We start from the raw sequence: 26,628 nt of genomic DNA on the forward strand, positions 1-26,628 counted from the left end.
GACTCCGTACGGCGGTCAGTCCCCGGATGCCGGGCGGGTGAGGTCGTAGAAGGCCGAGGAGCCGGCCGTCACCTCCTCGAAGGTCGCCTGCACCCAGGCGGTGATCGCCGCGGAGGTGCCCGTGCCGTCGGAGCCGCCCGGACCTCCGTCCATGCCCATGCCGCCGCCCGCGACGAAGTAGTGGATGCGGCCGTCCTGCACGTACTGCTGGAACTGTTCGAGGGTCGGGGACGGGTCGGTGCCGTTGAAGCCGCCGATCGCCATCACGGGGTTCCCGGTGGCGAGTTGGTAGCCGGCCGCGTTCTGGGCGCCGATCGCCGCCGCCACCCAGGTGTAGTCGTCGGCGTCGGCCTCCAGCAGCGCGCGGGCCTCGGCGTCGACGTCCGCGCCGCCGAGCAGGCCGCCCATGCCGCCGCGAGGGCCGGCCGCTTCCGTGGTCCCGCCGCCGGGGAAGCCTCCGCTGTCCGAGCCGTTCGCGCCGGGCGGGGTGCCGCCGGCCGGACCGCCGTCCCGGGAGCCGCCGTTCGGGCCGCCGCCAGGGAAGCCGCCGGTGCCGTTCGTCCCGGGCGGGGTGCCGTTCCGCCCGCCGCCGTCCTCTCCCGGAGCCCCGCCCCGCCGGGGCCGCCGAACTGGGTCGGCCCCGCCGCCCTGCCCCGACGCCGGACCGGCGGTGACGATGGAACCGGAGTGTCCCTCCCGCACGGTGCTCAGGGTGTACGCCGTCGGGCCGGCCAGCGAGGCCGCCAGGCCCAGTCCGGCCGCCGCGAGCACCACCCGGCGCCCCGCCCGGCCCGCCAAGACCAGCCCGAGCGCGGCGGGGAGCCCTCCGACCAGGACGAGCCAGCGCAGCCACGGCAGGTGGTCGGGCGTGCGGTGGAGCAGGACGTAGCCCCAGACCGCCGTCACCGTGACGGACGCGGCCAGCGTGAGGGCGGCCCAGGTGTCCCGCCGCCCGCGCCACAGGGCCGCCGCGCCCATGCCGGTGACGGCGGCCAGGTAGGGGGCCAGCGCCACCGTGTAGTACTGGTGGAAGATGCCGGCCATGAAGCTGAAGACCACCGCGGTCGTCAGCAGCGAGCCGCCCCACACCAGGAACGCGGCACGGGTGACGTCGGTCCGCCCTGCCCTCCGCGTGAGCACCAGGCCGGCGACGAGCAGGAGCAGCGCGGCGGGCAGCAGCCAGGAGATCTGGCCGCCGATGTCGGCGTCGAACATCCGGCCCAGTCCGGTCTCGCCCCAGCGTCCGCCGCCGCCCGGGCCGCCCCCGCCGCCGACGCTGCCCGTCTCGTCGCCGTTGAGGCGGCCGAGGCCGTTGTAGCCGATGGTCAGCTCCAGGAAGCTGTTGTTCTGCGAGCCGCCGACGTACGGCCGCGAGGACGCCGGCCACAGCTCCACCACCGCGACCCACCAGCCGCCGGACACCACGAGCGCGACGGTCGCCAGGGCCAGCTGGACGAACCGCTTCCGCGGCCGCACCGGGGCGCAGACGGCGTAGACCGCCGCCAGGGCCGGGAGGATCAGGAAGGCCTGCAACGTCTTGGTGAGGAACGCGAAGCCGATGGCGACCCCGGCCCACACCAGCCACTTCGTGCGGCCGTCCTCCAGGGCCCGGACCAGGAAGGAGCAGGCGACGGCCATCAGCAGCGCGAGCAGCGCGTCCGGGTTGTTGAACCGGAACATCAGCGCCGCGACCGGGGTGAGGGCGAGCACCGCCCCCGCCAGCAGCCCGGCGCCCGGCCCGGAGCGGCGCCGTACGGCCCCGTACACGACGGCGACCGTGCCGACGCCCATCAACACCTCGGGCACCAGGATCGCCCAGGAGTTGAGGCCGAACAGGCGCACCGACAGGGCCATCGGCCACAGCGCGGCCGGGGGCTTGTCCACGGTGATGGCGTTGGCCGCGTCCAGCGACCCGAAGAAGAACGCCTTCCAGGACTGGCTGCCGGCCTGGACGGCCGCCGAGTAGAAGGAGTTGGCGTAACCGGACGCCTGGAGGTTCCAGAGGTAGAGCAGCGCGGTCAGCAGGAGCAGCGCGAGCAGGGCCGGGCGGGCCCGGCGGGGGTCGGCGGAAGATGCGCTTCCGGCGGCGGGTACGGCGCTCGCGCCGGGCGGCGCGGACGCGGGGAGGGGATCCGCGGGGGCGGGGGCCGCCGTCGGCTCGTGCGGAGTGGTCATCGGGCGGTCCTCGGGTCGGGGGCGGAGGTGCGGTCGCCGGGACGGTCGGCGGCGCGGTCGCCGGGACGGTCGGGGAACACCCACGCCCTCAGGAGCAGGAACCGCAGCACGGTCGCCGCGAGGTTGGCGGCCACGAGGACCGCCAGTTCCGTGGAGCGGCCGGGGTCGCCGCTCGCCGTGTTCAGGGCGGCGAGCGAGCCGCTGGTCAGCGCCAGACCGATGGCGAGGACGACCAGCCCCTGCGCCTGATGGCGGACCAGCCCGCCCCGCCCCCGCACCCCGAAGGTCAGCCGGCGGTTGGCGGCGGTGTTGGCGACCGCGGAGACCAGCAGCGCGAGCCCGTTGGCGACCTGGGAGCCGGCGAAGGTCCGGAAGCCGCTGTAGAGGAGCAGGTAGAACAGGGTGGACAGGGCGCCGACGGCGCAGAAGCCGACCAGTTGACGGGCCAGCCCTCGCGGTACGTCCTCGATGTCCCGGTCACGCGGGTCGTCGCCGAACGGGCGGGCGAGCCGGTGCAGCGGCAGCGCGCCGGTCGCCAGCGCCCTGCCGACCCGCCAGACGCCCTTCAGGTCCTCCGTTGCCGTGCGCACGATACGCACGGTCGAGTCGGGGTCGTCGACCCAGTCGACCGGCACCTCGTGGATGCGCAGTCCGGCCCGCTCGGCGAGCACCAGCAGCTCGGTGTCGAAGAACCAGCCGCCGTCCTCCACCAGCGGCAGCAGCGCCCGCGCCACGTCCCGGCGGACCGCCTTGAACCCGCATTGCGCGTCGGAGAAGCGCGTCTGGAGCGAGCCGCGCAGGATCAGGTTGTAGGCGCGGCTGACGAACTCCCGCTTGGGCCCCCGCACCACCCGTGCGCTGCGGCTCAGCCGGGAGCCGATGGCCAGGTCCGAGTGCCCGGAGATCAGCGGGGCGACCAGCGGGAGCAGGGCGTTGAGGTCGGTGGACAGATCCACGTCCATGTAGGCGAGCACGGGTGCGTCCGAGGCCGACCAGACGGTGCGCAGCGCGCGGCCGCGGCCCTTCTGCTCCAGCCGCACGGACCGGACCTCCGGGATCCGCCGGGCCAGCTCCCCGGCGAGGTGCGGGGTGCCGTCCGTGGACGCGTTGTCGGCGACCGTGATGCGGAACGCGTAGGGGAAGGTGCGGGTGAGGTGTTCGTGCAGCCGGCGGACGCACCGCTGGAGGTCCTTCTCCTCGTTGTACACGGGGACGACGACGTCCAGGACCGGTGTGCCGGCCCAGCCGGCCGGAAGGTGCTCCCGAGCCGGCAGGGTGCCGGGAGAGGGTTCGGTTCGCATGGGACCGACCCTGGTCAACCGCCCTGTCGTACCTCTGTGGCGATGCTGTGCCGGGGCTGTGAGTCGGGCGGGACGGCGGACGCGGGCGGGATCACGGGCGCGGGAGGTGCGGAGATCACGGCGACGGAAGGTGCCGGGATCGCGGGCGCGGGAGATCCCGAGGTCGCGGGCGCGGGCAGGTGGAGCGTGAACACCGTCCGTCCAGGCGCGCTGTCGACGGTCACGGTGCCGCCGTGTGCGGTCGCCACCGCCCGCACGATGGCCAGGCCCAGCCCGGTCGAGCCGGTGGCCCGGGTGCGCGCCGCGTCGCCACGCGCGAACCGTTCGAAGACGTGGGGCAGCAGATCCGGCGGGATGCCGGGCCCGTCGTCGGCGACGTCCACCCGGAGCCGGGGCCCGTCGCGGCGCACCCGCGCGGTGACGGTGGTGCCGGGCGGGGTGTGGATACGGGCGTTGGCGAACAGGTTGACGAGGACCTGCTGCAGCCGGGCGGCGTCGGCGACCACCGGCGCGGGCCCGTCGGGCAGGTCCAGGCGCCAGTGGTGGCCCGGTCCGGCGGCGCGGGCGTCGCTGACGGTGTCCACGACCAGCGGCACCAGGTCGGTCTCCGTGAACCGCAGGGGCCGTCCGGCGTCCAGCCGGGCGAGCAGCAGCAGGTCCTCGACCAGCAGGGTCATCCGGTCCGCCTCGGACTCGATCCTGCGCAGCGCGTGCCGGGTGTCCGGGCCGGTCTCCTCCCGTCCACGCCGGGTGAGTTCGGCGTACCCGCGGATGGAGGCGAGCGGGGTGCGCAGCTCGTGACTCGCGTCCGCGACGAACTGGCGTACGCGGGTCTCGCTCGTCTGGCGTGCGTCCAGGGCGCCGTGGACGTGGTCGAGCATCCGGTTCAGGGCGGCGCCGACCCGCCCGATCTCGGTGTGCGGATCGCACTCGGACTCCGGGACGCGCTCCTCCAGCATGACCTCGCCCCGGTGCAGGGGAAGTTCGGCGACGCGGGTGGCGGTGGCGGCGACCCGGCGCAGGGGCCGGGTGGCGACCCCGACGATGACGGCGCCGGCCAGGGACGCGGCGACGAGCCCGGCGGCGGTGACGCTGATCTCCACCAGGATCAAGGTGGTGACGGTGGCGTCGACGTCGGTGGTGGGGACGGCCACGTAGAAGGCGCCGTTGGGGCCCTCCGCGAAGACGACGCGGTAGCTCCCGAGGCCCGGCAGGTCGGCGGTGTGCTCCCGCCGGTCGCGCGGGACCGCCTCCAGGGCGGCGAGCTGGGCGGCGGTGAGCCGGCCGGCCTCGGGCGTCCTGACCCCGTTCTCCTCACGGGAGTTGCTGACGATCCCGTCGGTCACCGTGCCGTTCACCACGGTCGCACCGACGGTGCCGAACATCTGCGGACCCTTGGTCACGAAGTCGAGGCGGCCCCCCGGAAGCCCGAGATGCGGTCCGGCGCCCGGAGGGCCGCCCGTCGCCCGCATCGCCGCCTCGCGCAGCTGTCCGTCGAGCTGCTCGTACAGGTGGGAGCGGAGGGCCAGCGCGGTCACCGTGCCGATCACCGCGCACACCACCGCGATCAGCGTCACGGACGCGACGACGAGCCGCGTCCGCAGCGTGCGGGGACGCGACCGTCCGCGTCCGCTCACGACACCGCGGGCTTGAGCAGGTAGCCGGCGCCGCGGCGGGTGTGGATCATCGGCTCCCGGCCCGCGTCGATCTTCCGGCGCAGGTAGGAGATGTACAGCTCGACGACGTTCGCCTGCCCGCCGAAGTCGTACGACCAGACCCGGTCGAGGATCTGGGCCTTGCTGAGCACGCGCCGCGGGTTGCGCATGAGGAAGCGCAGCAGCTCGAACTCGGTGGCGGTGAGGTGGATGCTCCGGCCGCCGCGCGTCACCTCGTGGCTGTCCTCGTCCAGGGTGAGGTCGCCGACCACCAGGACGGCGTCGGAGCGGCGGTCGCTCGCGCCGGAGCGGCGGATCAGCCCGCGCAGCCGTGCGACGACCTCCTCCAGGCTGAACGGCTTGGTCACGTAGTCGTCCCCGCCCGCGGTCAGCCCGGCGATACGGTCCTCGACGGCGTCCTTGGCGGTCAGGAACAGCACGGGCACGTCCGGCAGCTCATGGCGCAGCCGGCCGAGGACGGCCAGTCCGTCCATGTCGGGCAGCATCATGTCCAGGACGACGGCGTCGGGACGGAACTCGCGGGCGGCGCGCACGGCGCCCTGGCCGTCGGAGGCACTGCGGATCTGCCAGCCCTCGTAGCGCAGGGCCATGGAGAGCAGTTCGGTGATCGACTGCTCGTCGTCCACCACCAGCACCCGGACGGAGCTTCCGTCCGGCCGGAGCAGTGCGGAGCGCCCCTGGGGCGAGATCGTGGTCATACCGGACACGATGAGGGGCTCCTCTGAGAGCACCCTTTCGTCTTTCTGTGTTTTCGCTGAGAAACCCACGGGCCTGTCCCAGGCAGGGCGCCGCGCCCCGCTCTCATACGGGCGCCGCCCCCGGTGTGTCCGGCAGGCCGAACAGCCGGGCCGCGTTGTCGTGGCAGACCGCCCGCAGCCAGCCCTCCCCGAGTCCCAGTCCCGCCAGGGCGTCGAGCTGGTGGGCGTACCGGTAAGGGATGTTGGGGAAGTCGGTGCCGAGCAGGACCCGGTCGCCGAGGTCCGCGAGCCGGGACAGCGCCCGCCCGGGGAACGGCGCCATCCGCTCGCTGAAGTCGGTGAAGGCCATCGTGGTGTCCAGGCGCACCTCCGCGTACCGCTCGGCCAGGTCCAGGAAGTCCTCGTACTCCGGCATGCCCAGGTGGGCCACCACCAGCCGCAGCCGGGGGTGCCGGGCGAGCACACGGGCGACCGGCTCGGGCCCGGTGTGCTTGCCGGGGGCGGGGCCCGAACCGCAGTGCACGACGACCGGGACGCCCGCCTCGGCGAGCAGCCCCCAGCAGGCGTCGAGCGCCTCGTCGGCCGGGTCGTAACCGCCCACCTGTACATGCGCCTTGAAGACGCGCGCGCCGTCCTCGACGGCCTCGCGCACGTAGTCCGCGGCACCGGGCTCGGGGAAGAACGTGGAGGTGTGCAGGCAGTCGGGGGTGCGGCGGGCGAAGCCGGCCGCCCAGTCGTTCAGCCAGCGGGCCATGCCCGGCTTGTGCGGGTAGAGCATCGACGTGAAGGCGCGCACGCCGAACGCGCGCAGCAGCGCCGCCCGTTCCGCCTCCTCCGCACGGTAGGTGATCGGCCACTCGATCCCGCCGGTCAGCGGGCCGAGCCCGTCGAAGTACGCCCACACCTTGCGGAGCACCCGCTCCGGCATGAAGTGCGTGTGCACGTCGACGAGGCCGGGCAGCCCGAGCTCCTGCCAGAAGCGCCGTACGCCGGCGGTCTCGTCGCGGGGTCGGGGCCGGGTCGGAAGGGCTGTCCGGGGAACGCTCATGCCCGACACGATCACCCGCGACCACCGCGTCGGTCCAGCCCCACCGCCTGACCCGGCGGCCCGGCCCTTCCTCGGACCCGGCAGTCCGGACCCTCCTCGGACCGCGCGGCACGGATCCTCCTCAGACCCGGCAGTCCAGCCCCCCAGACCCGGCAGTCCAGACCCCCCTCAGACCCGGCAGTCCAGCCCCCCTCAGACCCGGCAGTCCAGCCTTCCTCGGACCCAGCAGTCCAGCCTTCCTCCGACCCAGCAGTCCAGCCTTCCTCCGACCCGGCGGCCAGCCCTTCCCTCAGAACAGCCCGTCCTGAGCGCCCGTCCGCTCCTTCAGTGCCCTGACCGGCACCGCGACCCCCTGCCCGGCGGCGGGGACGAGCTCCCAGCCGCGCAGCAGCCGGGTGTCCAGCACGAGGACGCCGCGGTCCGTCGCCAGGTGCAGATCGGGTCCGGCGGCGGCCACCAGCTCGCCGCTCACCGCGCCTCCCGCCACCAGCTCGCCGACCTCGCCCACCGGAGCGGGCGCCCGGTCCAGGGCGAACGCCGCCACATGGTCGACGGGGGCGAAAGGGGCGGGGTCGAGCGACTCCGGCCAGCCGCTCAGGGCGACGGCTCGCGCGTGCAACGCGGCCAGCTCACCCGCCCGTTCCTCAGCGATCGCCGGAAGCGCCGCCCGCGCCGCCCGCTTGGCGGCGTAAGGGATCCGGTCGGGCACCCGCAGCGCGGCGCGGAGGAGCTCCTCGGTGCGCCGCGCCGCCATCAGCGGTCCGGTGCCCAGCCAGCTGAAGCAGACCGCCCCCTGCTCCAGCAGCCGGGCAGGACCGCGCCGCGCGGCGGTGATGCCGACCTTGGTCATCCCGGGCCCGAACCACGCCAGGTACACGCGGTACGGCCGGGGATCGTCCGCGAGCGTGTCGGCGGCCACCGAGTGCGCGCGGTCCAGCCGGGCGCACTCCTCGCAGCGCGCCCCGGTGCTCCGCGCGGGCACCGGGGCCCCGAGCGGGCAGGCGTTCCCCCGCGCTCCGACGCAGGTCCGCACTTCCCCCTCCGCGACCCCGAAGGCCACCGTCTTCCCCCAGGTCAGCGCCGAGCGCCGGCCCCCGTCCCAGATCAGCACGGGGCCGTCCGCCGTCCAGCTCAGCCCCGCACACCGCCATGCCTGTGCCATCCCCGCCGAGCGTAGGGGGGACCACTGACAACGGGGCGCTGCCGCGGGGACGGCTCACGACCGGCTCACGTACGGACGTCCCGGCTCGCGCGTCCTCGCGGTCCGGAGCGACGGCCAGCCTCTCGGACCCCGGCCGGATCAGCTCCCGGCGCCCACCGAGTCCGCGCCGGCCGACACGGGCACGGACGCCGACGCCGACGCCGACGCCGACACGGGCACGGACGCCGACGCGGGTTCGGTCACGGACGCCACCACGCGCGCGGGTTCCGGCACGACCGCGTCGGGAAACGCCACCCGGCCCCGCCCCGCCAGCCGGCATCCCACGCACCGCGGGTGCCCGGCGCGGGCGCCGGTGTCGCGCACCCGCCAGTCCCACTGCTCCCGCGGGCGCGGCCCCGACGGCTTGCCCCAGCCGGCGAGGTGGAGGCCCCAGGTGACCAGCAGGGCGACCGCCACGACCACCGCCCCGGCGACGAGCAGCGGCCCGGAGCCGGTGCAGAGGCCCGCGCCGAGCACCGCCGTCCCGGTGACGGCGATCCCGCAACCGGTCCATCCGGCGACCGTGTGCCCGTGGTCATATGGGTGCGCGCTCATGTCTGCCCCTTCGCGCAGTCGGCGTTCCCCCGGACGAGATATCTCACGTCCTAAGGGATTAACAACAGAAATATCTCACGACCTAAGGGAAAAGGGGAAGCCCCGTCATGCACGTCACTCCGCGCCCGCCCGCCACCCAGCAGGAGGCGATGTGGGCGATGGACCGGCTGATCGCGACCCACCTGGTCGGCCAGCAGGAGATGGCCCAGCTCATGGGCCTGAACGTCACCGACGTGACCTGCTTCGGCTTCGTCATCGCGGCGGGGGAGGACCTCCTCACGGCCGGTGAGCTGGCGGAACGCGTCCACGTCACCACCGGCGCGATGACCGGCGTCCTCAACCGCCTGGAACGGGCCGGTTTCATCACCCGCCGCCCCGACCCCGCCGACCGCCGCCGGGTGCGCGTGGCCGCCGAGCCCGACGCGGTGGCCCTGGCGACCCGGCTGTACGAGCCCTACTACGCGCGCCTCGCCGAGCTCTTCGCCGACTACTCGCCCGAGGAGCTCGCCGTACTGAACGACTGGTTCACGCGCGCGACCGCGCTGGCGGAGGGCTTCCGCGAGGAGCGCCGCCGCGAGGGCTGACGACGTCCGGCCCCGAGGCGCCGTGCCGGGTACCGAGGTGCCGGGTTCCGCCCGGGGTGCCACTCTGAATGAGATCGAACCGCTCGGGGACATCCGAAAGGTCGAGAACATGGCCAGCAATGTCAGCGGTACGCGCGGGCACGGGACCGGCTGGGAGGCACGGAACCCCTGGGCCACCAGTTGGACGGCCGCCGCCGCGGTCCTCATGGTGTTCGGCGGCATCATGGCGATCTTCGAGGGCATCGCCGCCATCGCCCAGGACGACGTCTTCGTGGCCACCCGCAACTTCACCTACGAGTTCAGCCTCACCGGCTGGGGCTGGGTGCACCTGATCCTGGGCGCCCTGGTGGCCGCCGCCGGCATGGCGTTGTTCACGGGCGCCGCCTGGGCTCGGGTGGTGGGTGTCACGCTGGCCGGACTGAGCATGATCGCCAACTTCGTGTGGCTGCCCTACCAGCCGGTGTGGTCGATCGTCCTCATCGTCATCGACGGCTTCATCATCTGGGCCCTGTGCGCACCCCGTCGCGAGTCCCAGGCGTAGAGGGGGCGTCCGCCGGCCGGAGCGGCGCGTGGCCCTGGGTGGCGCAGGCGGCCGGGGTGACCGCGATGGTCACCGCGTACTTCCTGCTGCCGCTGGACCGGCTGGGGCCACGCCGCCCGGTGCTCAGCTGGGTGCTCTTCGGTCTCGCCCTGGCCCTGATCGCCGTCCTGCTGCTGGTACAGGTAGCGCGGGTGCTGCTGGCCGTCCCGGGCGTCCGTCCGGGGCTGGTCATCCCCCCGCTGATGTGCCTGTCCGTGCTGGTGTTCGCGACCGCCTACCAGGGCCTCGCCCAGCACCCCGGCGAGATGCACGGCATCGCCACACGCCTCGACGCGCTCTACTTCACCCTGGTCACCCTCGCCACCGTCGGCTACGGCGACATCACGCCCCGCGGACAGTCCGCCCGCCTGGTGGCCATCCTGCAGATCCTCTACAGCTTCATCTTCCTCACGGCCGCGGCCACCGCCCTGACCAACCACCTGCGCAACGTGCTGCGCCATCACGGGGGACCGGGCACTCCGCCCTGACCACCGCCCCCCTGCGTCGCGCATGACTGTGACTGGCGTCACACTTAAAGAGCGGGGACCGCGCTCCCCGAACAACCGGGGACCCGCTCTCCCCCGGACCCCGGACGGACACCGGCGGGCCCACCGACCCCCGGCGCCTCGACCACCGCTCGCGGGTCCCGCGATCCGCGACCTGCCGTCCCGCCGGTTCCGTCCGACGCGGCCCGCTTCCGGTTCCGCACTGCTCCAAGGGGTGTCGGCTCATGAGCGGCATGGACGCAACTGCTCTCGACAATCTGCGCGAGGCCCTGCGAGGCCCTGTCGTCACACCGCAGGACGCCGGGTACGACGAGACCCGCAGCATCTACAACGCCATGATCGACCGCCGTCCCGCCGCCATCGCCCGCTGCACGGGCACGGCGGACGTACGGGCCACGGTCGCCTTCGCCCGGCAGACGGGTGTCGACCTCGCCGTGCGCGGCGGCGGGCACAGCGGCCCCGGCCTGTGCCTGGTCGACGGCGGGCTCACGCTCGACCTGTCCCCGATGCGCTGGGTCCGGGTCGACCCGGAGAACGGCACGGCCCAGGTCGGCGGCGGCAGCCAGCTCGGCGACCTCGACCACGAGACGCACGCCTTCGGACGCGGCGTGCCGGCCGGCATCAACTCGACCACCGGCGTCGGCGGTCTCACTCTGGGCGGCGGCCACGGCCACCTGACCCGCAAGTACGGCCTGACGGTCGACAGCCTGATCGGCGCGGACGTGGTGCTGGCCGACGGCAGCGTCGTCACCACCACGGAGAAGGAGCACCCGGACCTGCTGTGGGCGCTGCGCGGCGGCGGCGGCAACTTCGGCGTCGTCACCTCGTTCACCTTCAGGCTGCACCCGGTGGACACGGTCGGCGTGGCGGTGACCGTGTGGCCGGTCGAGCGGACGGCGGACGTGCTGCGCTGGTACCGGGAGTTCCTGCCCGCCGCGCCGGAGGACCTCAACGGCTTCTTCGCCGTGATGTCCGTCCCGCCCGGCCCGCCCTTCCCGGAACCGCTGCACGGGCGGAAGATGTGCGCCGTCATCTGGTGCTACACCGGCGACCTGGACGGCGGACGCCTGGAGGACGTGCTCTCCGTGGTCGACGAGCCGGCCCCGCCCGCCTTCCACTTCGCCACGCCGATGTCGTACCCCGCCCTGCAGACCATGTTCGACGAGCTGGTCCCCAAGGGTCTGCAGTGGTACTGGCGGGGCGACTTCTTCGACGCGATCTCCGACGAGGCGGTCGCGGTGCACGAGCGGTACGGCCGGGCGCTGCCCACCGCCCTGTCGACCATGCATCTGTACCCCGTGGACGGTGCCGCCCACGACGTCGCCCCGGGCGAGACGGCCTGGGCCTACCGGGACGCCGTCTGGTCCGGCGTGGTCGCCGGCATCGACCCGGACCCGGCCAACGCCGACCTGGTCCGCCAGTGGTGCGTCGACTACTGGACCGACCTCCACCCGCACTCCATGGGCGGCTCCTACGTCAACTTCATCGGCGAGGCCGAGGGCCCGGAGCGCGTCCGCTCCACCTACCGCGACAACTACGCCCGCCTCACCGAGGTCAAGCGCGCCTACGACCCCGACAACCTCTTCCACGCCAACCAGAACATCCCTCCGTCGACCACGTGAGCGTCCCCGTCCCGGCCGGGACGCGAACGGACGCGCCCGGTGGTCGCGGAGGAGGGCGTGCCGGAGACTGGGGCGCGGGACGGGACGGAACGACCGAGGGCCGCGCGGATGGAGCGATACCAGCACGAGGGCGGCTCCCGGAAACTGCCGTGGGCGCGTTGCCTGCCCGCCGCCGTGCTCCTCGTCGCGCTCCTCACCGACCTCGTCTGGCCCCCGTTCAACACCTTTCCCCTCCTGGCGACCGTCTCCTTGATCGCGGCGCCGATGTTCTCCCTGGCCTGGACGGTCGGCAGTGGCGCCATCGCCTGCCTGGTCGGCTGGCTGCTGTCGTTCCGGGAGAGCCAGGAGGTACTCACCAGGGCGAACGTCATCGGCTTCACGACCCTCATCACCCTCACCGTCGTCGCGGGGTTCCTCAACCGGATGTTCGCCCGCGAACGGGAGCAGCTGCGGACCTCCCGCCAGGTCGCGGAGGCGGTCCAGCGCGCGGTGCTGCCGACGACGCCCGACCGGGTCCGCGGGCTGGCCGTGGCCACCCGGTACCAGGCGGCGCAGGAGGAGGCCCTGATCGGCGGCGACCTGTACGCGGTCCACGACACACCCCACGGCCTGCGCATGGTGATCGGTGACGTGCGTGGCAAGGGCATGCAGGCGGTCAGACTGGTCAACACGCTGCTGGGCGCCTTCCACGCGGTGGCCCTCCGGCTGCCGGACCTGCCCTCCGTCGTCCAGGCCGTGGAGGCGCAGGTGCAGGACGTCAAGGCGCGCCAGGACGACGCCCCCTACGAGGACTTCGTCACCGCCGTCTTCGTCGAGATCCTCCCCGACCGTTCCGCGCTCCGCATGGCGAACCGGGGACATCCGGCGCCGCTGCTGGTCCACGCGGGCGAGGTGACCGTACTGGAACCGGAGGAGCCGTCACTGCCCCTGGGGCTGGGGGACCTGGCCGGCCCCGCCGTCCCGGTGGACCGGTGCGAACTGCCTCCCGGTGCCACGCTGGTGATGTTCACCGACGGCATCATCGAGGCCCGCGACCGCGACGGTGTCTTCTTCGACCCGGTCCCGCCGCTCACCGGCCCGTTGCCCGCGGACCCCGGTGCCGTCCTGGACACGATGCTCACCGCCCTGTTCCGGCACACCAAGGACCTCGAGGACGACGCCGCGGCCCTCGCCGTCACCCGCCTGCCGGACGACGACCCGAACGAGAACACCCCGGCGCCGCCACGGGCGGCAGGCTGACGCGACCGCCCCACCTCACCGCCGTCCGGCCCGAGAACCGGCCGGACCCGGAAACGCCGAAGGCCCCGGATTTCTCCGGGGCCTTCGATCTGTGTGCACTCGGCAGGATTCGAACCTGCAACCTTCTGATCCGTAGTCAGATGCTCTATCCGTTAAGCTACGAGTGCTTGTCTCTTCAGTTTTACCGCCGCGTCCCGGCCCTTTCGGCCCGCTCGCGGCGACAGGAAGAACATTACATGACTGCCGCCGCCATGTGAAATCCGTTAGCCCTACCCCTTGTGACCTGCACAAACGTGGGCTTCCGGGGGCGGCAACGACGAAGCCCCGGCCGCTGGGGCCGGGGCTTCGTCATCGGGGCGGAGGCGGAGGGATTTGAACCCTCGATGGGCTTTAAGACCCAAACCGCATTAGCAGTGCGGCGCCATAGACCGGACTAGGCGACGCCTCCATGCACAACCTGCTGCGCGCGGGCGCGAGTGGGTGGTGCGTGCCGATGATGACACAACCGCTTGGGGTGTCACCAATCGCCCCCCACGGTACTAGGCGGGGAGCCCGCAGGGCAAAGCCCTTCCGACCGGCACGCCGTCGTGGCGCAACGTCCCGCGCGCCGGCGCGTTGATCACGGCATGACTCCCTTCGCAGAGCACGCCCTGTCCCCCGCCCCGACCCCGGGCACCGTCCGGTCGCCGAAGCGCCGGTTCGCCGCCGCGGGCGCCGCCCTCGTCGCGGTCGTCGCCTCGCTCGCCGCCGCGCCCTCCCCCGGCCGTCGGATCCGCCCGGTGACCGTCTCACCGTCACCGTGCGCGACGCGGGCGAAGGGGCGGACGGGACCTACGAGGTGCGGTGCCGGCCCAGCGGCGGCAGCCACCCCGACCCCAACGGGGCCTGCGCGGCCGTACAGCGGCAGACGCGGTGGGGGGAGGACGCCTTCGCCCCGCAGCCGCGGGACGCCGTGTGCACCATGCAGTACGGCGGGCCCGCCACCGCCCGGATCACCGGCACCTGGGCCGGCCGCCCCGTCGACGCGACGTACGACCGTACGAACGGGTGCGCGATCGCCCGCTGGGACCGGATGGTGCCGCTGCTGCCCGAGCCGGGGCGGACAGTCGGTGCACAGGGGGCGTAAAGGTCCCGCGAAGGTTCGCGGGGCGTCGGCGCAGGCAGTCGCGGGTGCCGGGCGTACCGGGCGTCACATCGCCGTCACCTCACGGTGCGACGTCCGTCCCATCCGGCGTCGCGGGCGCAACCCCAGCCCTTAGACTCCCTCGCGTGACACGTTGCGGGCAGGTTGGCAAGATGGCCCGAGCGGTCGGCACGTCGCGGTAACAGGGAGGAAGCGTCTCGTGAGCAGCAGGCCATCCCGAGGCGCTGCTCGCCTCGCAGCCATACTGGACGCGCTTCCCGACGCCCTGGTGCTGGTCAACGCCAACGGGACCGTCGTCAACGCCAACACCATCGCGCTGGAGGCCTTCGAGGCGCCGGGCACCGCTCTGGTGGGGCGGGGCCTGCTGGATCTGCTGCCGGAGTTCGACAGCAAACTCATCCCCGGCTCCATGCGGCGGCCCGACCACATCGACCCCCGTGGACGCACCAAGCCGACCCGGATGATCGCCCGGCGGACCGACGGGACCGAGTTCCCGGTCGAGGTCACCAGTGCGAATCTGGAGAACACCCAGCACACGTACGACAGTTACGGCTACAGCGGCGACGAGCTGCTGATGCTCGTCGTCCGCGACCTTTCCGGCACCGTCGACACCGAGGCCGAGCTGGCCCGTTCGCAGCGGCAGACGGAGATGATCCTGCGGGCCGCCTCCGAGGGCGTCGTCGGCACCGACACCGACGGGCGGATCGTCCTGGTCAACCCGGCCGCCGCCCAGATCCTCGGCTACCGGGCCGGTGAGCTCGGCGGCCGCGAGCTGCACACGCTCGTCCTGCACTCGCGCGCCGACGGCTCCCCCTTCCCGTACTCCGAGTCCCCGCTCGCCGACACCCTGCGCTCCGGGCGCAAGCACCGGGTCCGCGGCCAGGTCCTCTATGCCAAGAACGGCGACAAACTGCCGGTCGACCTGACCACCGCGCCGGTGCGCGACGGCGACCAGCTCGTCGGCGCGGTCATGACCTTCCTCGACCGCCGCCCCTACGACGCGCTGCTCCAGGAGAAGGAGGACGCCGAGCGGGCCCACGCCGAGGAACTGGAGCGGCTCGCCGAGGAGCACGGCTCCGAGCTGACCGCCCTGCGCCAGAGCCATGTCACCGAGGTGGAGGAACTCCAGGAGAAGCACGCGGAGGAACTCGCCGCGTACGAGGAGCGGTACGCCGCCCTCGGCGAGCGCGAGAAGGACCGCTACGAGGCCCTCGCCGCCCGGCACGACCAGCTGCTCACCCTCCTCGGCGGATCCCTGCGCGGCCCGCTGGACGAACTGCGCCGCGAACTGGCCGCGCTGGCCGCCGACGACGCGGGACAGCTGTGGCCCGAGGCCAACCAGGTCCTCCACCACCTCTCGGCCGGTTACTCCCGGATCACCACCCTCATCGACAACGTCCTCGGCTACCAGCGGCTGGACGCCGGCACCGAGCAGATCGCCCGGACCAAGGTGATGCTCGACGCCGTCGTCGCGGCAGGTGTCGACGGGGCCGTGGAGCTGATCGGCCCCGGCCGGGTGCAGTTCGCCGTCCACGCCCCGCCCATCGAGGCCGAGGTGGACCCGCGTCTGCTCGCGACCGCCCTCGCCCACCTGGTCGCCGACGTCGCCGGCGTCGACGCGACCGGCAACACGCCCCTGTCGGCGGGCGGATACCTGGACAACACGGTCGTGGTCGCGGCGGCCCAGCGCGGCGAGGTCGTCCGCATCGAGGTGCGCGGCCCGTACGGCGGCGGCGACCCGGTGCACGAGCCGGTCGTGCGCGGCATCGTCCGGGCGCACGGCGGTGTCCTGCAGACGCACGAGGTGCCGGGGATGAGCGGCAGCGCGTTCGTCCTCGAGGTGCCGATCGGCGGCGGGGCGGGCGTCGTGCCGGCCCCGCGGCGGGACGCGGCGGTGCCCGCCGAGGAGGGCGCCGCTCCCGCCGAGCCGGCGTCGAGCGGCGGACGGCGCCGGGCGCGACGTGCGTCCGTCGACGCCTTCCTGGCGAGCGACACCCCGGGCGGTGACGACGCCCCCGCCACGGACGCCGCGCAGCCCACCGGGCGGCGCAGGCGCCGGGCGGCCGCCGCGGAACCCGCGCAGCCTCAGCTTCCGGCCCAGGCGTCCGGTGAGGACACGAGCGGATCCGGCGGCACCGGGCGGCGTCGGGGCCGGCCCGCCGAGGCCGCGCCGGCCGCGGTGCGCGCCGAGGTCGAACTCGCCGGAGCGGGAGGGGCGGGGGTGTCCGAGGGCGCCGTCGTCACCGCCGCCGAGCATGCCGCGGGCGCCGCGGCGTCCAACACGGGGCTGGGCGGGACCGTACCGCCGCAGGGGGTGCCCGCACCGTCCGGCCGACGTGCCCGGCGCGCGGCCGGTGACCAGCCCGCGCTGGCACCGGCACTGCCCGCGGCCGGCGGGACCGACGGCGCGCCGCAGGCCGGGGTCGCGGTGCACGTCCCGGCGCAGGGCCCGGGCCAGCAGCAGACGGAGCCGACGGGACGACGCCGGCGGGCGCTGGCCGCCGCGAACGAGCGGGCGGCTGCCCAGGAGGCGGCGCCGCGCACGGTGTTCGCGCTGCCGCCGGCCGGGGCGGACCAGGACGAGCCGACGGCACCGGCCGGACAGGCCGAGGTGGTGGGACAGGCGCCGCAGGCCGGGGTTCTTCCGGGACAGCAGGGTGCCGGGCCGGCTCCGCAGGCGACGGTTCCGGCGCAGGCGGCGGGGGTTCCGGGTCAGGCGGCGGGGGCTGTGCAAGGTGCGGGGGCTGTGCAGGTTCCCGTGGCGCCGGGACAGGTTGCCGGGGGCGCGCAGGTTCCCGTGGCGCCGGGTCAGGTCGCGGGCGGACAGGACGTTCAGGGGGTTCAGGCGGGCGGGCCGGTGATGCCGGGCGCCCTGCCGGACGGGCAGGCGGCTCCTCAGGCGCACGCTCCGCAGATGCCTCAGGCCCCGCAGGCAGCCCAGGCTCCGCAGATGTCTCGGGCGCCCCAGCCCGTCACTTCGGCGGCGCAGCCCGTGCCGCCCCATCCGCAGGTTCCCGGGTCCGCGGCCCAGCCGGTCGCGCCGCATCTGCAGCCCGTCGTCGCGAACCCGCAGGCTCCGCAACCCGTTCCGCCGACCTCACAGCAGGCAGCGGCCGCTCAGGCACCGCAGGCTGTCGGTCAGCCGCCGCAGGCCGCCGCCTCGGCGCCGCAGGTCGCGGGGCAGCCCGCGCACCCGGTTGCCCCAGGGGCTCCCGTGCCCGACGCCGGGCGTCACGACGCCGTGCCGCACGACCAGGCCGAGGACCACACCCCGCCGCAGCCGCATCCCACCAGCGCGCCGACGGGCCGCCGCCGGCGCGCGGTCGCTCCTCCCGCCGAGGCGGGTCAGGTGCCCGGCGTCCCCGCTCCCGCCACCCCCGAGCAGTGGGGGGCGGTGCCCCCGCAGGGTGCGCCCGCCCCGGCCGACGCCGTGGCCCAGGCACCGGCGCGGAACCCCGCCGCGGCGGCAGCCCCGCTCCCGCCGGCCCAGCCGCTGCCCGCCGAGGCCCCGCCCGCGCAGGGCACCCCGTCCGCCGGCACCCCGGTCCCTCAGCAGTGGCCCGCCGCCGGTGACACCTCCGGCGCCGGAACGCCCGTGCCGAACGCCGCGCAGCCCACGCCGTCCGGCGGTACGCCGCTGCCGCCCGAGGGCGCTCCGGCGCCGGACCGGCGGGCCGCCGCCCAGCCGCTGCCCGCCGAGGCCGCCGCGCCGACGGACCCCAACTCGACGCAGGGCCGGGCGATCAGCGTGCGGACGCTGGGGCAGGGCGTGCCGTTCAACCGGCAGGCCGCCCAGGTCCAGCAGCCGTCGGCGTCGGCCACGCCTCCCCCGCACCAGCCGGGCGGCTCCGGACGCCGTCGCAAGCTCGGCACGCGTCCCGACGCGGCTGCCGCCGCGACCGGCCAGACGTCCGCCGGTCCGCAGGCGCCCGGTGCGCAGGGCGCCCGTCCGCACCCGGCGGCCGAGCCCGCGCAGCCCGACCGCACGCCGGCCACCGCCCTCGCCCAGCCCCCGGCACAGCCGCAGCCGACGCCGGCCGGTCAGTCCCGGCTCGCGCCGTCCGCCGAGGGCACCGGACGTTCGTACGCGATAGGGGCGCCCGACGCGGACGCCGCCGAGGGACCCGAGCCGCTGGACGGTCCGGGCGGGGCCGTGGAGGTGGCGGACCCGCCGCGTCCGCAGCCGATGGACGACGAACTGCCGCCGGAGCCGCTGGACAACCCGCGCCGGCTGCTGGTGTGGCCCGCGCCGGACGTGTCGACGCAGCAGGCGCTGAGCGACCGCGGCTACCGGCCGGTGATCGTGCACTCGCGCGAGGAGGTCGACGCACAGATCGCGGCCTTCCCGGCGGCTCTGTTCGTCGACCCGCTGACCGGACCGATCACCCGGACCGCGCTGCAGTCGCTGCGTCAGGCGGCGGTGGCCGCAGAGGTGCCGGTGCTCGTCACGGCCGGACTCGGACAGGCATCCCGCGACGCCGCGTACGGCGCCGACCCCGCCGTGCTGCTGAAGGCGCTCGCCCCTCGGGACAGCGAGCAGCACCCGCCGCGCGTGCTGCTGGTCGAGGAGCACGCGGAGATCGCGCTGGCCCTGACGAGCACGCTGGAACGGCGTGGCATGCAGGTCGCACGGGCCGCGAGCGACGCCGACGCGGTGGCGCTGGCGGGTCAGTTCCGGCCCAACCTGGTCGTGATGGACCTGATGCAGGTGCACCGGCAGGCCGGTCAGGCCGGGATCATCGACTGGCTGCGGGCGAACGGACAGCTCACCCGCACCCCGCTGGTCGTCTACACGGCCGCCGTCGACGCGGCCGACCTGCCCCGGCTGGCCTCCGGCGAGACGGTGCTGTTCCTCGCGGAGCGGTCCACCAGCGACGCGGTGCAGGATCGCATCGTCGACCTGCTCTCCCGCATCGGGACGAACTGACGTCCGCAGGGACGCGGGACTCCGGGACTCCGGGACTCCGGGACTCCGGGACTCCGGGACTCCGGGACTACGGGGCTCCGGGACTACGGGGTCGACGACCGTCCGCCGGACGCGGTTTCAACCGGCCGTACGCCGGTGCCGGCACCGGATGTCCGTCGGACGCTGAGCGCCTGGCCACACGCGGACACCGGGACCAACTGACCGTTCGCCACCGAACTCCGGGCTCCGGGCACCGCAACCTGCCGCCGGGCAGCGGAACCACTGGCACCTGCCGCCGGGCACCACCTGCCCGTCCGCCGGACCACCTGGGCTCCCCGGGCGCAGGCCCTGACAGAACCGCGCCGGGCGGTGGGCGCTTCCCGCGCTCATCGCCCGGCGCACGTCCGGTCCCTCACCCGCTCCGGTCAGATCTGCGTGACGTCCAGCGTCCCCTCCGCGTACTGCCGGCGCAGCACCTTCTTGTCGAACTTGCCCACGCTGGTCTTCGGCACCGCCTCGATCACCGTCCAGCGCTCCGGGAGCTGCCACTTGGCGACCCGGCGCTCCTCCTGGAGGAAGGCGCGCAGGGTGGTGAAGTCGGCGGTGGCGCCCTCCTTGAGGACGACGGTGGCCAGCGGGCGCTCGCCCCACTTGTCGTCGGGTACGGCGACCACGGCGGCCTCGGCGACGTCCGGGTGCGCCATCAGCGCGTTCTCCAGCTCCACCGAGGAGATCCACTCGCCGCCCGACTTGATGACGTCCTTGGCACGGTCGGTCAGGGTGAGGAAGCCGTCCGCGCTGATGGTGCCGACGTCACCGGTCTTGAGCCAGCCGTCCTCGCTGAACTTGTCGGCCGGGCGCAGAGGTTCGGCGTCGGGGCCGTTGTAGTAGGCGCCCGCGATCCACGGGCCGCGGACCTCCAGCTCGCCGGCGGACTCGCCGTCCCAGGGGAGGCGTTCGCCGCCGGGGCCGGTGAGGCGGGCCTCGACGCCGGCCGGGAAGCGGCCCTGGGTCAGCCGGTAGGCGAACTCCTCGTCGGTGCCGACGGCGTGGGCCGGCGGGCGGGCGACGGTGCCGAGCGGGGAGGTCTCCGTCATGCCCCAGGCGTGGCAGACCCGCATGCCCAGCTTGTCGAACGCCTCCATCAGGGAGGGCGGACAGGCGGAGCCGCCGATGGTCACCTGGGTGAGGGCGGAGACGTTGCGCGGGCGGGCGGTGAGCTCCGCGAGCAGGCCCTGCCAGATGGTGGGCACGGCGGCGGCGTGGGTCGGCTTCTCGCTCTCGATCATCTCGGCGAGCGGGGCGGGCTGCAGGAAGCGGTCCGGCATCAGCATGTTGACGCCGGACATGAAGGTGGCGTGCGGCAGGCCCCAGGCGTTGACGTGGAACTGCGGGACGACGACCAGGGAGGTGTCCTGGTCGGTCAGCCCCATCGACTGGGTCATGTTCACCTGCATCGAGTGCAGGTAGATCGAACGGTGGCTGTAGACCACGCCCTTGGGGTCGCCGGTCGTCCCGGAGGTGTAGCACATGGCGGCGGCGGCCCGCTCGTCCAGCTCCGGCCAGTCGTAGGCGACGGGCCGGCCGGCGAGCAGGTCCTCGTACTCGTGCACCCGTACGTCGGCGGCGGCCAGGGCGGAGCGGTCGCCGGGGCCGGAGACGACCACGTGCTCCAGGGTCTTGAGGTGCGGCAGCAGCGGGGCGATCAGGGGGATCAGCGAGCCGTTGACGATGACCACCCGGTCGGCGGCGTGGTTGACGATCCACGCGAGCTGCTCGGCCGGAAGGCGCAGGTTCAGGGTGTGGAGCACGGCGCCCATGGACGGAATCGCGAAGTACGCCTCGACGTGCTCGGCGTTGTTCCACATCAGGGTGGCGACCCGTTCGTCGCCCGTGACACCGAGGTCCTCGCGCAGGGCGTGCGCCAGCTGGGCAGCGCGGGCGCCGATCTCCGCGTAGGAACGACGCTGCGGGGCTCCCTCGCCGGTCCAGGTGATCACCTGCGAAGTGCCGTGGATCGACGACCCGTGGGTCAGGATCCTCGAGATCAGCAGCGGTACGTCCTGCATGGTGCTCAGCACGGCGTCCTCCTGGGCGACATTGCCTGGCGTCGGTACGGGTTGCGCTGATTGTGCGCACATACCGCGCGGTATGTCACTAGGGGAGCGGATGATCGATCACGCTCCGCCGGACGACGTTTTCCGTCAGGTTCCGCTCATGTTCCCCCTCACTTCCGAACAAGCCCCAGCTCAGCGTCCTCACGCAGCTTGCCGAGCGCCCTCGACACGGCGGACTTCACCGTCCCGACCGAGACGCCGAGCACCTCGGCCGTCTGCGCCTCGCTGAGATCCTCGTAGTACCGGAGCACGACCATCGCCCGCTGCCGTGCCGGCAGGCGCATGATCGCCCGCCACATCGCGTCGCGCAGCGCCTGCTGCTCGGCGGGGTCGTCGCCGCCGGGCACCGGGTCGGGCTCGGGCAGCTCGTCGCAGGCGAACTCGTCGACCTTGCGCTTGCGCCACTGCGAGGTGCGCGTGTTCACCAGCGCGCGGCGCACATAGCCGTCGAGCGCCCGGTGGTCCTCTATCCGCTCCCAGGCGACGTAGGTCTTGGCGAGCGCGGTCTGCAGCAGGTCCTCCGCGTCGCTGGGGTTTCCGGTCAGCGACCGGGCGGTCCGCAGGAGCACCGGCTGGCGGGCCCTCATATACGACGAGAAGGACGCGTACGGGAGGGTCTGCGTCGCCGGAGCAGCGGCGTTCGAAGCTCTGGTGCAGACGGGTGTGGTCATGTCGTCCACGCTATGAGCGGGTCCCGCCCGGCGGATCGCCCGCAGGTCCCGAAGCCGGATCCCCCTCAGGTTGTAGGGGTGGGGCCCGCCCCACCTACTGGAGGTGGACGAGCGGATGAGGGGTCCTGCGGGTCGCCCCTGAAGGCCGTGCCCGGCGCGCGACCGGCCGCGGGCGGCGCAGACGCCCCCCGGCCACGCCTGCGCGGCGGCACCGTGGCGCCGCCGCACGGACGTCCTCCCCCCGGTCGTGCTCCCCCCGGTTCGTACTCCCCCTTCTCCGTCGGAGACCCCCCTCTCCGTCAGATCGCGGGCCACCAGAAGGGGGCGAAGCTGATGGCCACGTTGTCCTCTCCCTGGTTGACGTTCGTGAACGCGGAGCCGTTGACCTGGGCGGTATTGCTCTCGTTCTCGGCGCCCCAGCCCGTTGCCTGCTGCTGGGTCGTGGCGGAGTTGCCGAAGTTGTCTCCGCCGACTCCGGTACCGAGGGCGCCGTTGTCCGCCGTCGCGACCCCGGCGAACAGAGCGGCAGCGAGCGGGAGCGCGGAGACGGCGGCGATGACGCGGGCGGTACGGATGCTTGCCATGTTGTGTTCCCTCCAGAACCAAGAACGCACCGGCTCGTGGCCGACCATGCGTGAACTACGGCTTTCACCAGGGAAGTTGTCCCCCCGCCCTGGTGCTGTGCACGACGTCGCAAGATCAGGATTGCCCACCGGACCGCGCCGAACCACCCCGGAAGCCCTGATTCGCACGCAAGCGTGAGAACTCGCCGATAAACCCCTACTCGACCCCGATTCACGAGCCGTCGACCATCAGGCGGTGCCGGCCCCGGCACCCCAAGGGAGGAAGCGTTCCGGCACCCCGCCGACACCCCGTCCTCTCCGGGCGCGCCGCACGGCACCCCCTTCCCTTCTTCGAACGCATGTACGAAAATAGGTCCATGGCCACCACCGACCGGCAGGCCACGACGCTGGCCCTCGCACACGCCCTGTCAGCCGCCGAGCGCGGACTGGCCGTCCTCCCCCTCTCCCGCACCAAGCTCCCGGCCCTGCGTTCCCCCACCGCGACGACCCGGCACGGCGCGGCCGCGCTGCCACGGCGAGTGCGGCCGCTTCGGCCACGGCGTGTACGACGCGTCCACCGACCCCACCCGGATCCGCGCCCTGTTCGCCGCCGCGCCCCGCGCCACCGGCTACGGCATCGCCTGCGGCCTGCCCCCGCACCACCTCGTCGGCGTGGACCTGGACACGAAGAACGGCACGGACCCCGCCGCCGCCCTGCGCGCACTCGCCTCCCGCCACCGCTTCACCGTCCCGCCCACGGTCGTCGTCCTCACCCCGAGCGGCGGCCGCCACCTCTGGCTGAGCGGGCCGCCCGACGTCGTCGTCCCCAACTCCGCCGGGCGCCTCGCCCCCGGCATCGACATCCGGGGCGCCGGCGGCTACCTCGTCGGCCCCGGCTCCCGTACGGAACACGGCACATACACGGCCGCCCCCGGCACCGCGCACCTCGCCCCCGCAGCCTGCCCGCCCGCCCTGCTGCGCCTGCTCCTGCCGCCGCCCCGCGCGCACCATCCGACACCACCGTCCGCGGGCGGGCACGGCCAGGGCCTGGTGCAGTTCGTCCTCGGGGCGCACGAGGGCCAGCGCAACACCCGGCTGTTCTGGGCGGCCTGCCGCGCCTACGAGGACGGCATCGGTCCGGCCCTGCTGGACCCCCTGGTCGACGCGGCCCGCGCCACGGGTCTGTCCGAGCGCGAGGCCCGCGCGACGATCGCCTCGGCCGCCCGCATGACCGGCCACTGACGCCGCCGCTCCCCACCCCGCCGGACCGCCTCGCCCTCTCCCACGCCCCCGCTCCCGCCCGGAAAAATCGAAAGCCCCACATGCACCAGCGCCATAAAGTGCCGACCATGGCACTCTCCCGCGTCGTCCTCGCCTCGGGCCGCCCGGTCGACCTCACCGAGCTGCGCCTGTCGTCGACGTACGGGGAAGTGCTCGAGGGATACCCCTGCAAGCCGCTGAACGACCTCACGATCGCCGGGCTGCTCCGGTCCGCCGAACACACCCGCCACGGCGGCCCGGTGCATCTGATCCCGCCGAAGCGTGAGTACCCCGACCAGTACGCGGGCGGCTTCGGTCCGGTGGAGGTGCTGCCCGCCGTGACCTGCGTCGGCAGCTTCCGCTCCGAGGCGCTCGACCCGGACCACGACCGCGCCCTGTACCGCTCCCGTCTCACCGTGGTCTGGTTCCAGCCGACGTCGCGCATCCCCTCGGGCCGTGACGCGGAGTCGGCCCTGCTGGACGTGGACTGGGAGCGACTCGCCACCGACGAGGAACTGTGACCGCATCTTCCCCCGCCGCTTCCCCCGCCGCCTCGCGCACCGGTCTGCTGCGCCGGCAGTTCGACCTGACCTGGTCCCTGTTCGAGTACCACCTGGAGCGTCTGGAGCCGGAGGACTTCCTCTGGGAGCCGGCCCCGCACTGCTGGACCGTGCGCCGCGCCGCCGACGGCACCTGGGTCCCCGACTGGGCGGAGACCGAGCCGGACCCCGTCCCGGTGCCCACCATCGCCTGGGTGAGCTGGCACATCGGCTGGTGGTGGAGCGTCACCCTGGACCACGCGCGCGGGGTCCGCCCCCGGGAGCGGACCGAGATCACCTGGCCGGGTGAGGGAGCCGCGACCGTCGACGGGCTCCGCGCGCTGCGCGCGGAATGGCTCGCGTACCTGGACGGCGTGACCGACGCGGACCTGGACGCCACGGCGCCCTTCCCCTGGCCGCACGACCCGGCCCGCACCAAGGCCGACATGATCGCCTGGGTGAACGCCGAACTGATGAAGAACATCGCGGAGATCGGTCAGCTCCGCCTGATCCGGGCGGCGTCATGACCGTGGACACCTCAGCCGACGGGACCGTCGGCCGGCCGCCGCGGAGCCTGCTCGCCCTGGACCGGGCGCGCGCCCGCCCGCTCACTGAGCTCCCGGCCGGCGAACGAGGGGAGGGTGGCCGTGCACCAGCGGTGGCCGGAAGGACCGCACGCCGATCCGGACGCGGCGAGAGCCCGGTACAACGCAGGCGTGAGGGAGTCCCGCCGTTCGGTGCGTGACTTCTTCCGCACGGACATGCCGGCAGCACACCTGGGCGCCGCCGTCACGGTCTTCGCCTGCGTCCTCGCGGGAGTGGCCTGGTCACCGGCCGCAGCGATGATCGTGGCCGGCGTCTTCGCCGCACTGTTCACCGTCGCCCTGACCGTGGGACGCCTGACCGGCAGGCGAGGGCGGAACGCCGTGCGCACCGCTTACAAGGTCACCTTCGGCTGGACGAGCTGGGTCTGACCCCCGGGCACACCCACAAGAACGGCCCCCGACCGGTCAGGCCGGGGGCCGTTCTTACTGCGCTCAGCGCGGAGGCGGTGGGGGTACGCAGCGCCGGGTCACCCCCAAGCCCGGCCGCTTAATCTCGCATCTACCCCGCCGTACAACCATCCTGCCGTGAGGTTCGTCTGATCACGCAGTCAAAAGGTTGATCGAATCGCTCGGTCCGGCGTGGAGATAGCGCTGCGGGCCCTCATCACTCTTGAGGAAGCACATGCATAGACAGGTCAAGTCCACGGTGGTGGCGATCTGCGGTTCCCTGGCTTTGGGCGGGCTCATGGCCCCCGACGCCAGTGCGACCGGCGACGGGCCGAGGATCACCAGGGTGGTCGTCAACGGCGGCAAGAACATCGTGGTGGGCCCCACCGCCGTCACGTACTTCACCGCGTCGGTGACCGCCTCCGACCCCTCCGGCGTGAAGGAGACCTGGCTCGACCTCCGGCATGGCGGCGGCTCCTATGACGACCATGACGGCGCGATCGCCCGGGCTGGCGTGCTCAAGTGCACCGCATCAAGTTCCACCACCACGACCTGCACAAGCTCCTTCCAGGTCAAAGCCAATGCCCGGGCTATCACCAACGAGGTGACCAACGCATTCGCTGGCACCTGGCATGTCAGCGTGGGCGCCTTCTCCGGCAACCGGGTCCAGTCGTGGGATGATTCATACCTCACTGTCAAGGTGCAGCGCGCGTCCCAGCTCACCGTCAATGCCACGCCGGAGCCCGTGACGAAGGGAAAGACCATCACGGTCACGGGAAAGCTGTCGCGCGCCAACTGGGACACCCGCAAGTACGCGGGCTACACGGGCCAGCCCGTCAAGCTTCAGTTCCGGAAGAAGGGCAGCACCACATACAGCACGATCAAGACCATCACGACAAGCAGCACTGGCACGCTGAAGACCACGGTGAGGGCTTCGGTCGACGGGTACTACCGCTACTCCTTCGCGGGCACCTCGACAACGCCGGCGACCAATGCCAGTGGTGACTTCGTGGACGTGAGGTAATCGGCAACGAAGGCGGGTCGATCTCCGCAAGAGGCGTACCCCGATCGGTCTCAGTCCGACTCATTCGCCGCGGTAAGTCCGCTGCTGGCAGCTGACACCACCACCTGACACCAACAGGCGCGAACTGAACGGTTGGCGCCGAACTTTGGCGGACTACCATCCGGGGGCTAAAGCCGGTTGACCGACCGGGTCACAAGGTCAAGTCCTGTGGCCGGCCAGGAGCCAAC

The 26,628-nt window shown here is 73.6% G+C and carries 20 protein-coding genes, 2 tRNA genes and 2 pseudogenes; 12 read left to right on the plus strand and 12 right to left on the minus strand.

Annotated features, from left to right (window positions below):
• Positions 1 to 15: 15 nt before the first annotated feature.
• The 7 genes from F3L20_RS31100 to F3L20_RS31130 form a co-directional block, all read right to left on the minus strand.
• A complete protein-coding gene (locus F3L20_RS31100; RefSeq protein WP_150157087.1) occupies positions 16 to 2,175 on the minus strand; it encodes an ArnT family glycosyltransferase in 2,160 nt (719 codons plus the stop codon).
• Positions 2,172 to 3,476, minus strand: coding sequence for a bifunctional glycosyltransferase family 2/GtrA family protein (locus tag F3L20_RS31105; RefSeq protein WP_150157088.1), 1,305 nt, complete (start codon positions 3,474 to 3,476; stop codon positions 2,172 to 2,174). The genes F3L20_RS31100 and F3L20_RS31105 overlap by 4 nt, the downstream gene beginning before the upstream one ends.
• A gap of 14 nt (positions 3,477 to 3,490) precedes the next feature.
• The gene (locus F3L20_RS31110) at positions 3,491 to 5,113 is read right to left on the minus strand and encodes a sensor histidine kinase (RefSeq protein WP_150157089.1); all 1,623 of its coding nucleotides are present in this window, start codon (positions 5,111 to 5,113) and stop codon (positions 3,491 to 3,493) included.
• Entirely contained in the window at positions 5,110 to 5,850 is a 741-nt protein-coding gene (locus F3L20_RS31115; protein ID WP_145829525.1) for a response regulator transcription factor, read from the minus strand. Before F3L20_RS31115 ends, F3L20_RS31110 begins: the two co-directional genes overlap by 4 nt.
• A 103-nt stretch (positions 5,851 to 5,953) precedes the next feature.
• Positions 5,954 to 6,898 (minus strand): amidohydrolase family protein, encoded by a 945-nt coding sequence (locus tag F3L20_RS31120; protein WP_150157090.1) that lies wholly within the window; start codon positions 6,896 to 6,898, stop codon positions 5,954 to 5,956.
• Between the two features lie 289 nt (positions 6,899 to 7,187).
• The gene (locus F3L20_RS31125) at positions 7,188 to 8,060 is read right to left on the minus strand and encodes a DUF2797 domain-containing protein (RefSeq protein WP_150157091.1); all 873 of its coding nucleotides are present in this window, start codon (positions 8,058 to 8,060) and stop codon (positions 7,188 to 7,190) included.
• A 138-nt stretch (positions 8,061 to 8,198) separates the two neighbouring features.
• A complete protein-coding gene (locus F3L20_RS31130) occupies positions 8,199 to 8,654 on the minus strand; it encodes an HGxxPAAW family protein (RefSeq protein ID WP_150157092.1) in 456 nt (151 codons plus the stop codon).
• A 107-nt stretch (positions 8,655 to 8,761) separates the two neighbouring features.
• Here F3L20_RS31130 and F3L20_RS31135 point away from each other — a divergent pair, with 107 nt between their 5' ends.
• From F3L20_RS31135 to F3L20_RS31155, 5 genes are all read left to right on the plus strand, one after another.
• Positions 8,762 to 9,238 carry a MarR family transcriptional regulator gene (locus F3L20_RS31135; RefSeq protein WP_145829522.1) on the plus strand — a complete coding sequence of 159 codons (477 nt, stop codon included), beginning with the start codon at positions 8,762 to 8,764 and terminating at the stop codon, positions 9,236 to 9,238.
• A gap of 109 nt (positions 9,239 to 9,347) precedes the next feature.
• Positions 9,348 to 9,779 carry a DUF7144 family membrane protein gene (locus F3L20_RS31140; RefSeq protein WP_145829521.1) on the plus strand — a complete coding sequence of 144 codons (432 nt, stop codon included), beginning with the start codon at positions 9,348 to 9,350 and terminating at the stop codon, positions 9,777 to 9,779.
• 65 nt (positions 9,780 to 9,844) lie between these two features.
• Positions 9,845 to 10,306, plus strand: a complete 462-nt coding sequence (locus F3L20_RS31145; protein WP_240810974.1) for a potassium channel family protein — start codon at positions 9,845 to 9,847, stop codon at positions 10,304 to 10,306.
• Between the two features lie 251 nt (positions 10,307 to 10,557).
• The gene (locus F3L20_RS31150; RefSeq protein WP_150157564.1) at positions 10,558 to 11,946 is read left to right on the plus strand and encodes an FAD-binding oxidoreductase; all 1,389 of its coding nucleotides are present in this window, start codon (positions 10,558 to 10,560) and stop codon (positions 11,944 to 11,946) included.
• A 108-nt stretch (positions 11,947 to 12,054) separates the two neighbouring features.
• Positions 12,055 to 13,185 carry a PP2C family protein-serine/threonine phosphatase gene (locus tag F3L20_RS31155; protein WP_150157094.1) on the plus strand — a complete coding sequence of 377 codons (1,131 nt, stop codon included), beginning with the start codon at positions 12,055 to 12,057 and terminating at the stop codon, positions 13,183 to 13,185.
• A gap of 94 nt (positions 13,186 to 13,279) precedes the next feature.
• On the opposite strand, the gene F3L20_RS31160 is transcribed toward F3L20_RS31155, so the two are convergent.
• Both F3L20_RS31160 and F3L20_RS31165 read right to left on the minus strand, forming a co-directional pair.
• Positions 13,280 to 13,352: transfer RNA gene (locus F3L20_RS31160), tRNA-Arg, on the minus strand.
• Positions 13,353 to 13,542: 190 nt separating this feature from the next.
• Positions 13,543 to 13,633: transfer RNA gene (locus F3L20_RS31165), tRNA-Ser, on the minus strand.
• Positions 13,634 to 13,811: 178 nt separating this feature from the next.
• On the opposite strand from F3L20_RS31165, the pseudogene F3L20_RS31170 reads away from it, so the two are divergent.
• A pseudogene (locus tag F3L20_RS31170) lies at positions 13,812 to 14,311 on the plus strand (SSI family serine proteinase inhibitor).
• Positions 14,312 to 14,528: 217 nt separating this feature from the next.
• The gene (locus tag F3L20_RS31175; protein ID WP_150157095.1) at positions 14,529 to 19,256 is read left to right on the plus strand and encodes a response regulator; all 4,728 of its coding nucleotides are present in this window, start codon (positions 14,529 to 14,531) and stop codon (positions 19,254 to 19,256) included.
• Positions 19,257 to 19,660: 404 nt separating this feature from the next.
• On the opposite strand, the gene F3L20_RS31180 is transcribed toward F3L20_RS31175, so the two are convergent.
• From F3L20_RS31180 to F3L20_RS31190, 3 genes are all read right to left on the minus strand, one after another.
• Positions 19,661 to 21,376 (minus strand): long-chain fatty acid--CoA ligase, encoded by a 1,716-nt coding sequence (locus F3L20_RS31180; RefSeq protein ID WP_150157096.1) that lies wholly within the window; start codon positions 21,374 to 21,376, stop codon positions 19,661 to 19,663.
• 86 nt (positions 21,377 to 21,462) lie between these two features.
• Complete coding sequence (locus F3L20_RS31185; protein ID WP_024886182.1) at positions 21,463 to 22,023, minus strand: SigE family RNA polymerase sigma factor; 561 nt, start codon at positions 22,021 to 22,023, stop codon at positions 21,463 to 21,465.
• A 299-nt stretch (positions 22,024 to 22,322) separates the two neighbouring features.
• Entirely contained in the window at positions 22,323 to 22,607 is a 285-nt protein-coding gene (locus F3L20_RS31190) for a hypothetical protein (RefSeq protein ID WP_024886183.1), read from the minus strand.
• Positions 22,608 to 22,963: 356 nt separating this feature from the next.
• Between F3L20_RS31190 and F3L20_RS31195 the strand changes: the two are divergent.
• The 5 genes and pseudogenes from F3L20_RS31195 (at position 22,964) to F3L20_RS31215 (ending at position 26,401) form a co-directional block, all read left to right on the plus strand.
• A pseudogene (locus F3L20_RS31195) lies at positions 22,964 to 23,828 on the plus strand (bifunctional DNA primase/polymerase).
• Positions 23,829 to 23,935: 107 nt separating this feature from the next.
• Positions 23,936 to 24,367 carry a hypothetical protein gene (locus F3L20_RS31200; RefSeq protein WP_150157097.1) on the plus strand — a complete coding sequence of 144 codons (432 nt, stop codon included), beginning with the start codon at positions 23,936 to 23,938 and terminating at the stop codon, positions 24,365 to 24,367.
• Positions 24,364 to 24,912, plus strand: coding sequence for a DinB family protein (locus F3L20_RS31205; protein WP_150157098.1), 549 nt, complete (start codon positions 24,364 to 24,366; stop codon positions 24,910 to 24,912). Before F3L20_RS31200 ends, F3L20_RS31205 begins: the two co-directional genes overlap by 4 nt.
• 189 nt (positions 24,913 to 25,101) lie before the next feature.
• Entirely contained in the window at positions 25,102 to 25,359 is a 258-nt protein-coding gene (locus F3L20_RS31210; RefSeq protein WP_240810798.1) for a hypothetical protein, read from the plus strand.
• Between the two features lie 253 nt (positions 25,360 to 25,612).
• Positions 25,613 to 26,401 carry a calcium-binding protein gene (locus F3L20_RS31215; protein WP_150157100.1) on the plus strand — a complete coding sequence of 263 codons (789 nt, stop codon included), beginning with the start codon at positions 25,613 to 25,615 and terminating at the stop codon, positions 26,399 to 26,401.
• The last annotated feature ends 227 nt before the right edge of the window (positions 26,402 to 26,628 follow it).

The sequence above is a fragment of the Streptomyces tendae genome (assembly GCF_008632955.1).
In the GTDB taxonomy this organism is placed as follows: Bacteria; Actinomycetota; Actinomycetes; order Streptomycetales; family Streptomycetaceae; genus Streptomyces.

What these genes read in the sequence shown, in the direction of transcription:
- F3L20_RS31120 (WP_150157090.1), bottom strand. Translation starts at nt 6,898, where the DNA reads ATGAGCGTTCCCCGGACAGCCCTTCCGACCCGGCCCCGACCCCGCGAC.
- F3L20_RS31180 (WP_150157096.1), bottom strand. Translation starts at nt 21,376, where the DNA reads ATGTGCGCACAATCAGCGCAACCCGTACCGACGCCAGGCAATGTCGCC.
- F3L20_RS31185 (WP_024886182.1), bottom strand. Translation starts at nt 22,023, where the DNA reads ATGACCACACCCGTCTGCACCAGAGCTTCGAACGCCGCTGCTCCGGCG.
- F3L20_RS31115 (WP_145829525.1), bottom strand. Translation starts at nt 5,850, where the DNA reads ATGACCACGATCTCGCCCCAGGGGCGCTCCGCACTGCTCCGGCCGGAC.
- F3L20_RS31155 (WP_150157094.1), top strand. Translation starts at nt 12,055, where the DNA reads ATGGAGCGATACCAGCACGAGGGCGGCTCCCGGAAACTGCCGTGGGCG.
- F3L20_RS31150 (WP_150157564.1), top strand. Translation starts at nt 10,558, where the DNA reads ATGGACGCAACTGCTCTCGACAATCTGCGCGAGGCCCTGCGAGGCCCT.
- F3L20_RS31125 (WP_150157091.1), bottom strand. Translation starts at nt 8,060, where the DNA reads ATGGCACAGGCATGGCGGTGTGCGGGGCTGAGCTGGACGGCGGACGGC.
- F3L20_RS31105 (WP_150157088.1), bottom strand. Translation starts at nt 3,476, where the DNA reads ATGCGAACCGAACCCTCTCCCGGCACCCTGCCGGCTCGGGAGCACCTT.
- F3L20_RS31130 (WP_150157092.1), bottom strand. Translation starts at nt 8,654, where the DNA reads ATGAGCGCGCACCCATATGACCACGGGCACACGGTCGCCGGATGGACC.
- F3L20_RS31215 (WP_150157100.1), top strand. Translation starts at nt 25,613, where the DNA reads ATGCATAGACAGGTCAAGTCCACGGTGGTGGCGATCTGCGGTTCCCTG.
- F3L20_RS31145 (WP_240810974.1), top strand. Translation starts at nt 9,845, where the DNA reads ATGGTCACCGCGTACTTCCTGCTGCCGCTGGACCGGCTGGGGCCACGC.
- F3L20_RS31140 (WP_145829521.1), top strand. Translation starts at nt 9,348, where the DNA reads ATGGCCAGCAATGTCAGCGGTACGCGCGGGCACGGGACCGGCTGGGAG.
- F3L20_RS31100 (WP_150157087.1), bottom strand. Translation starts at nt 2,175, where the DNA reads ATGACCACTCCGCACGAGCCGACGGCGGCCCCCGCCCCCGCGGATCCC.
- F3L20_RS31200 (WP_150157097.1), top strand. Translation starts at nt 23,936, where the DNA reads ATGGCACTCTCCCGCGTCGTCCTCGCCTCGGGCCGCCCGGTCGACCTC.
- F3L20_RS31190 (WP_024886183.1), bottom strand. Translation starts at nt 22,607, where the DNA reads ATGGCAAGCATCCGTACCGCCCGCGTCATCGCCGCCGTCTCCGCGCTC.
- F3L20_RS31135 (WP_145829522.1), top strand. Translation starts at nt 8,762, where the DNA reads ATGCACGTCACTCCGCGCCCGCCCGCCACCCAGCAGGAGGCGATGTGG.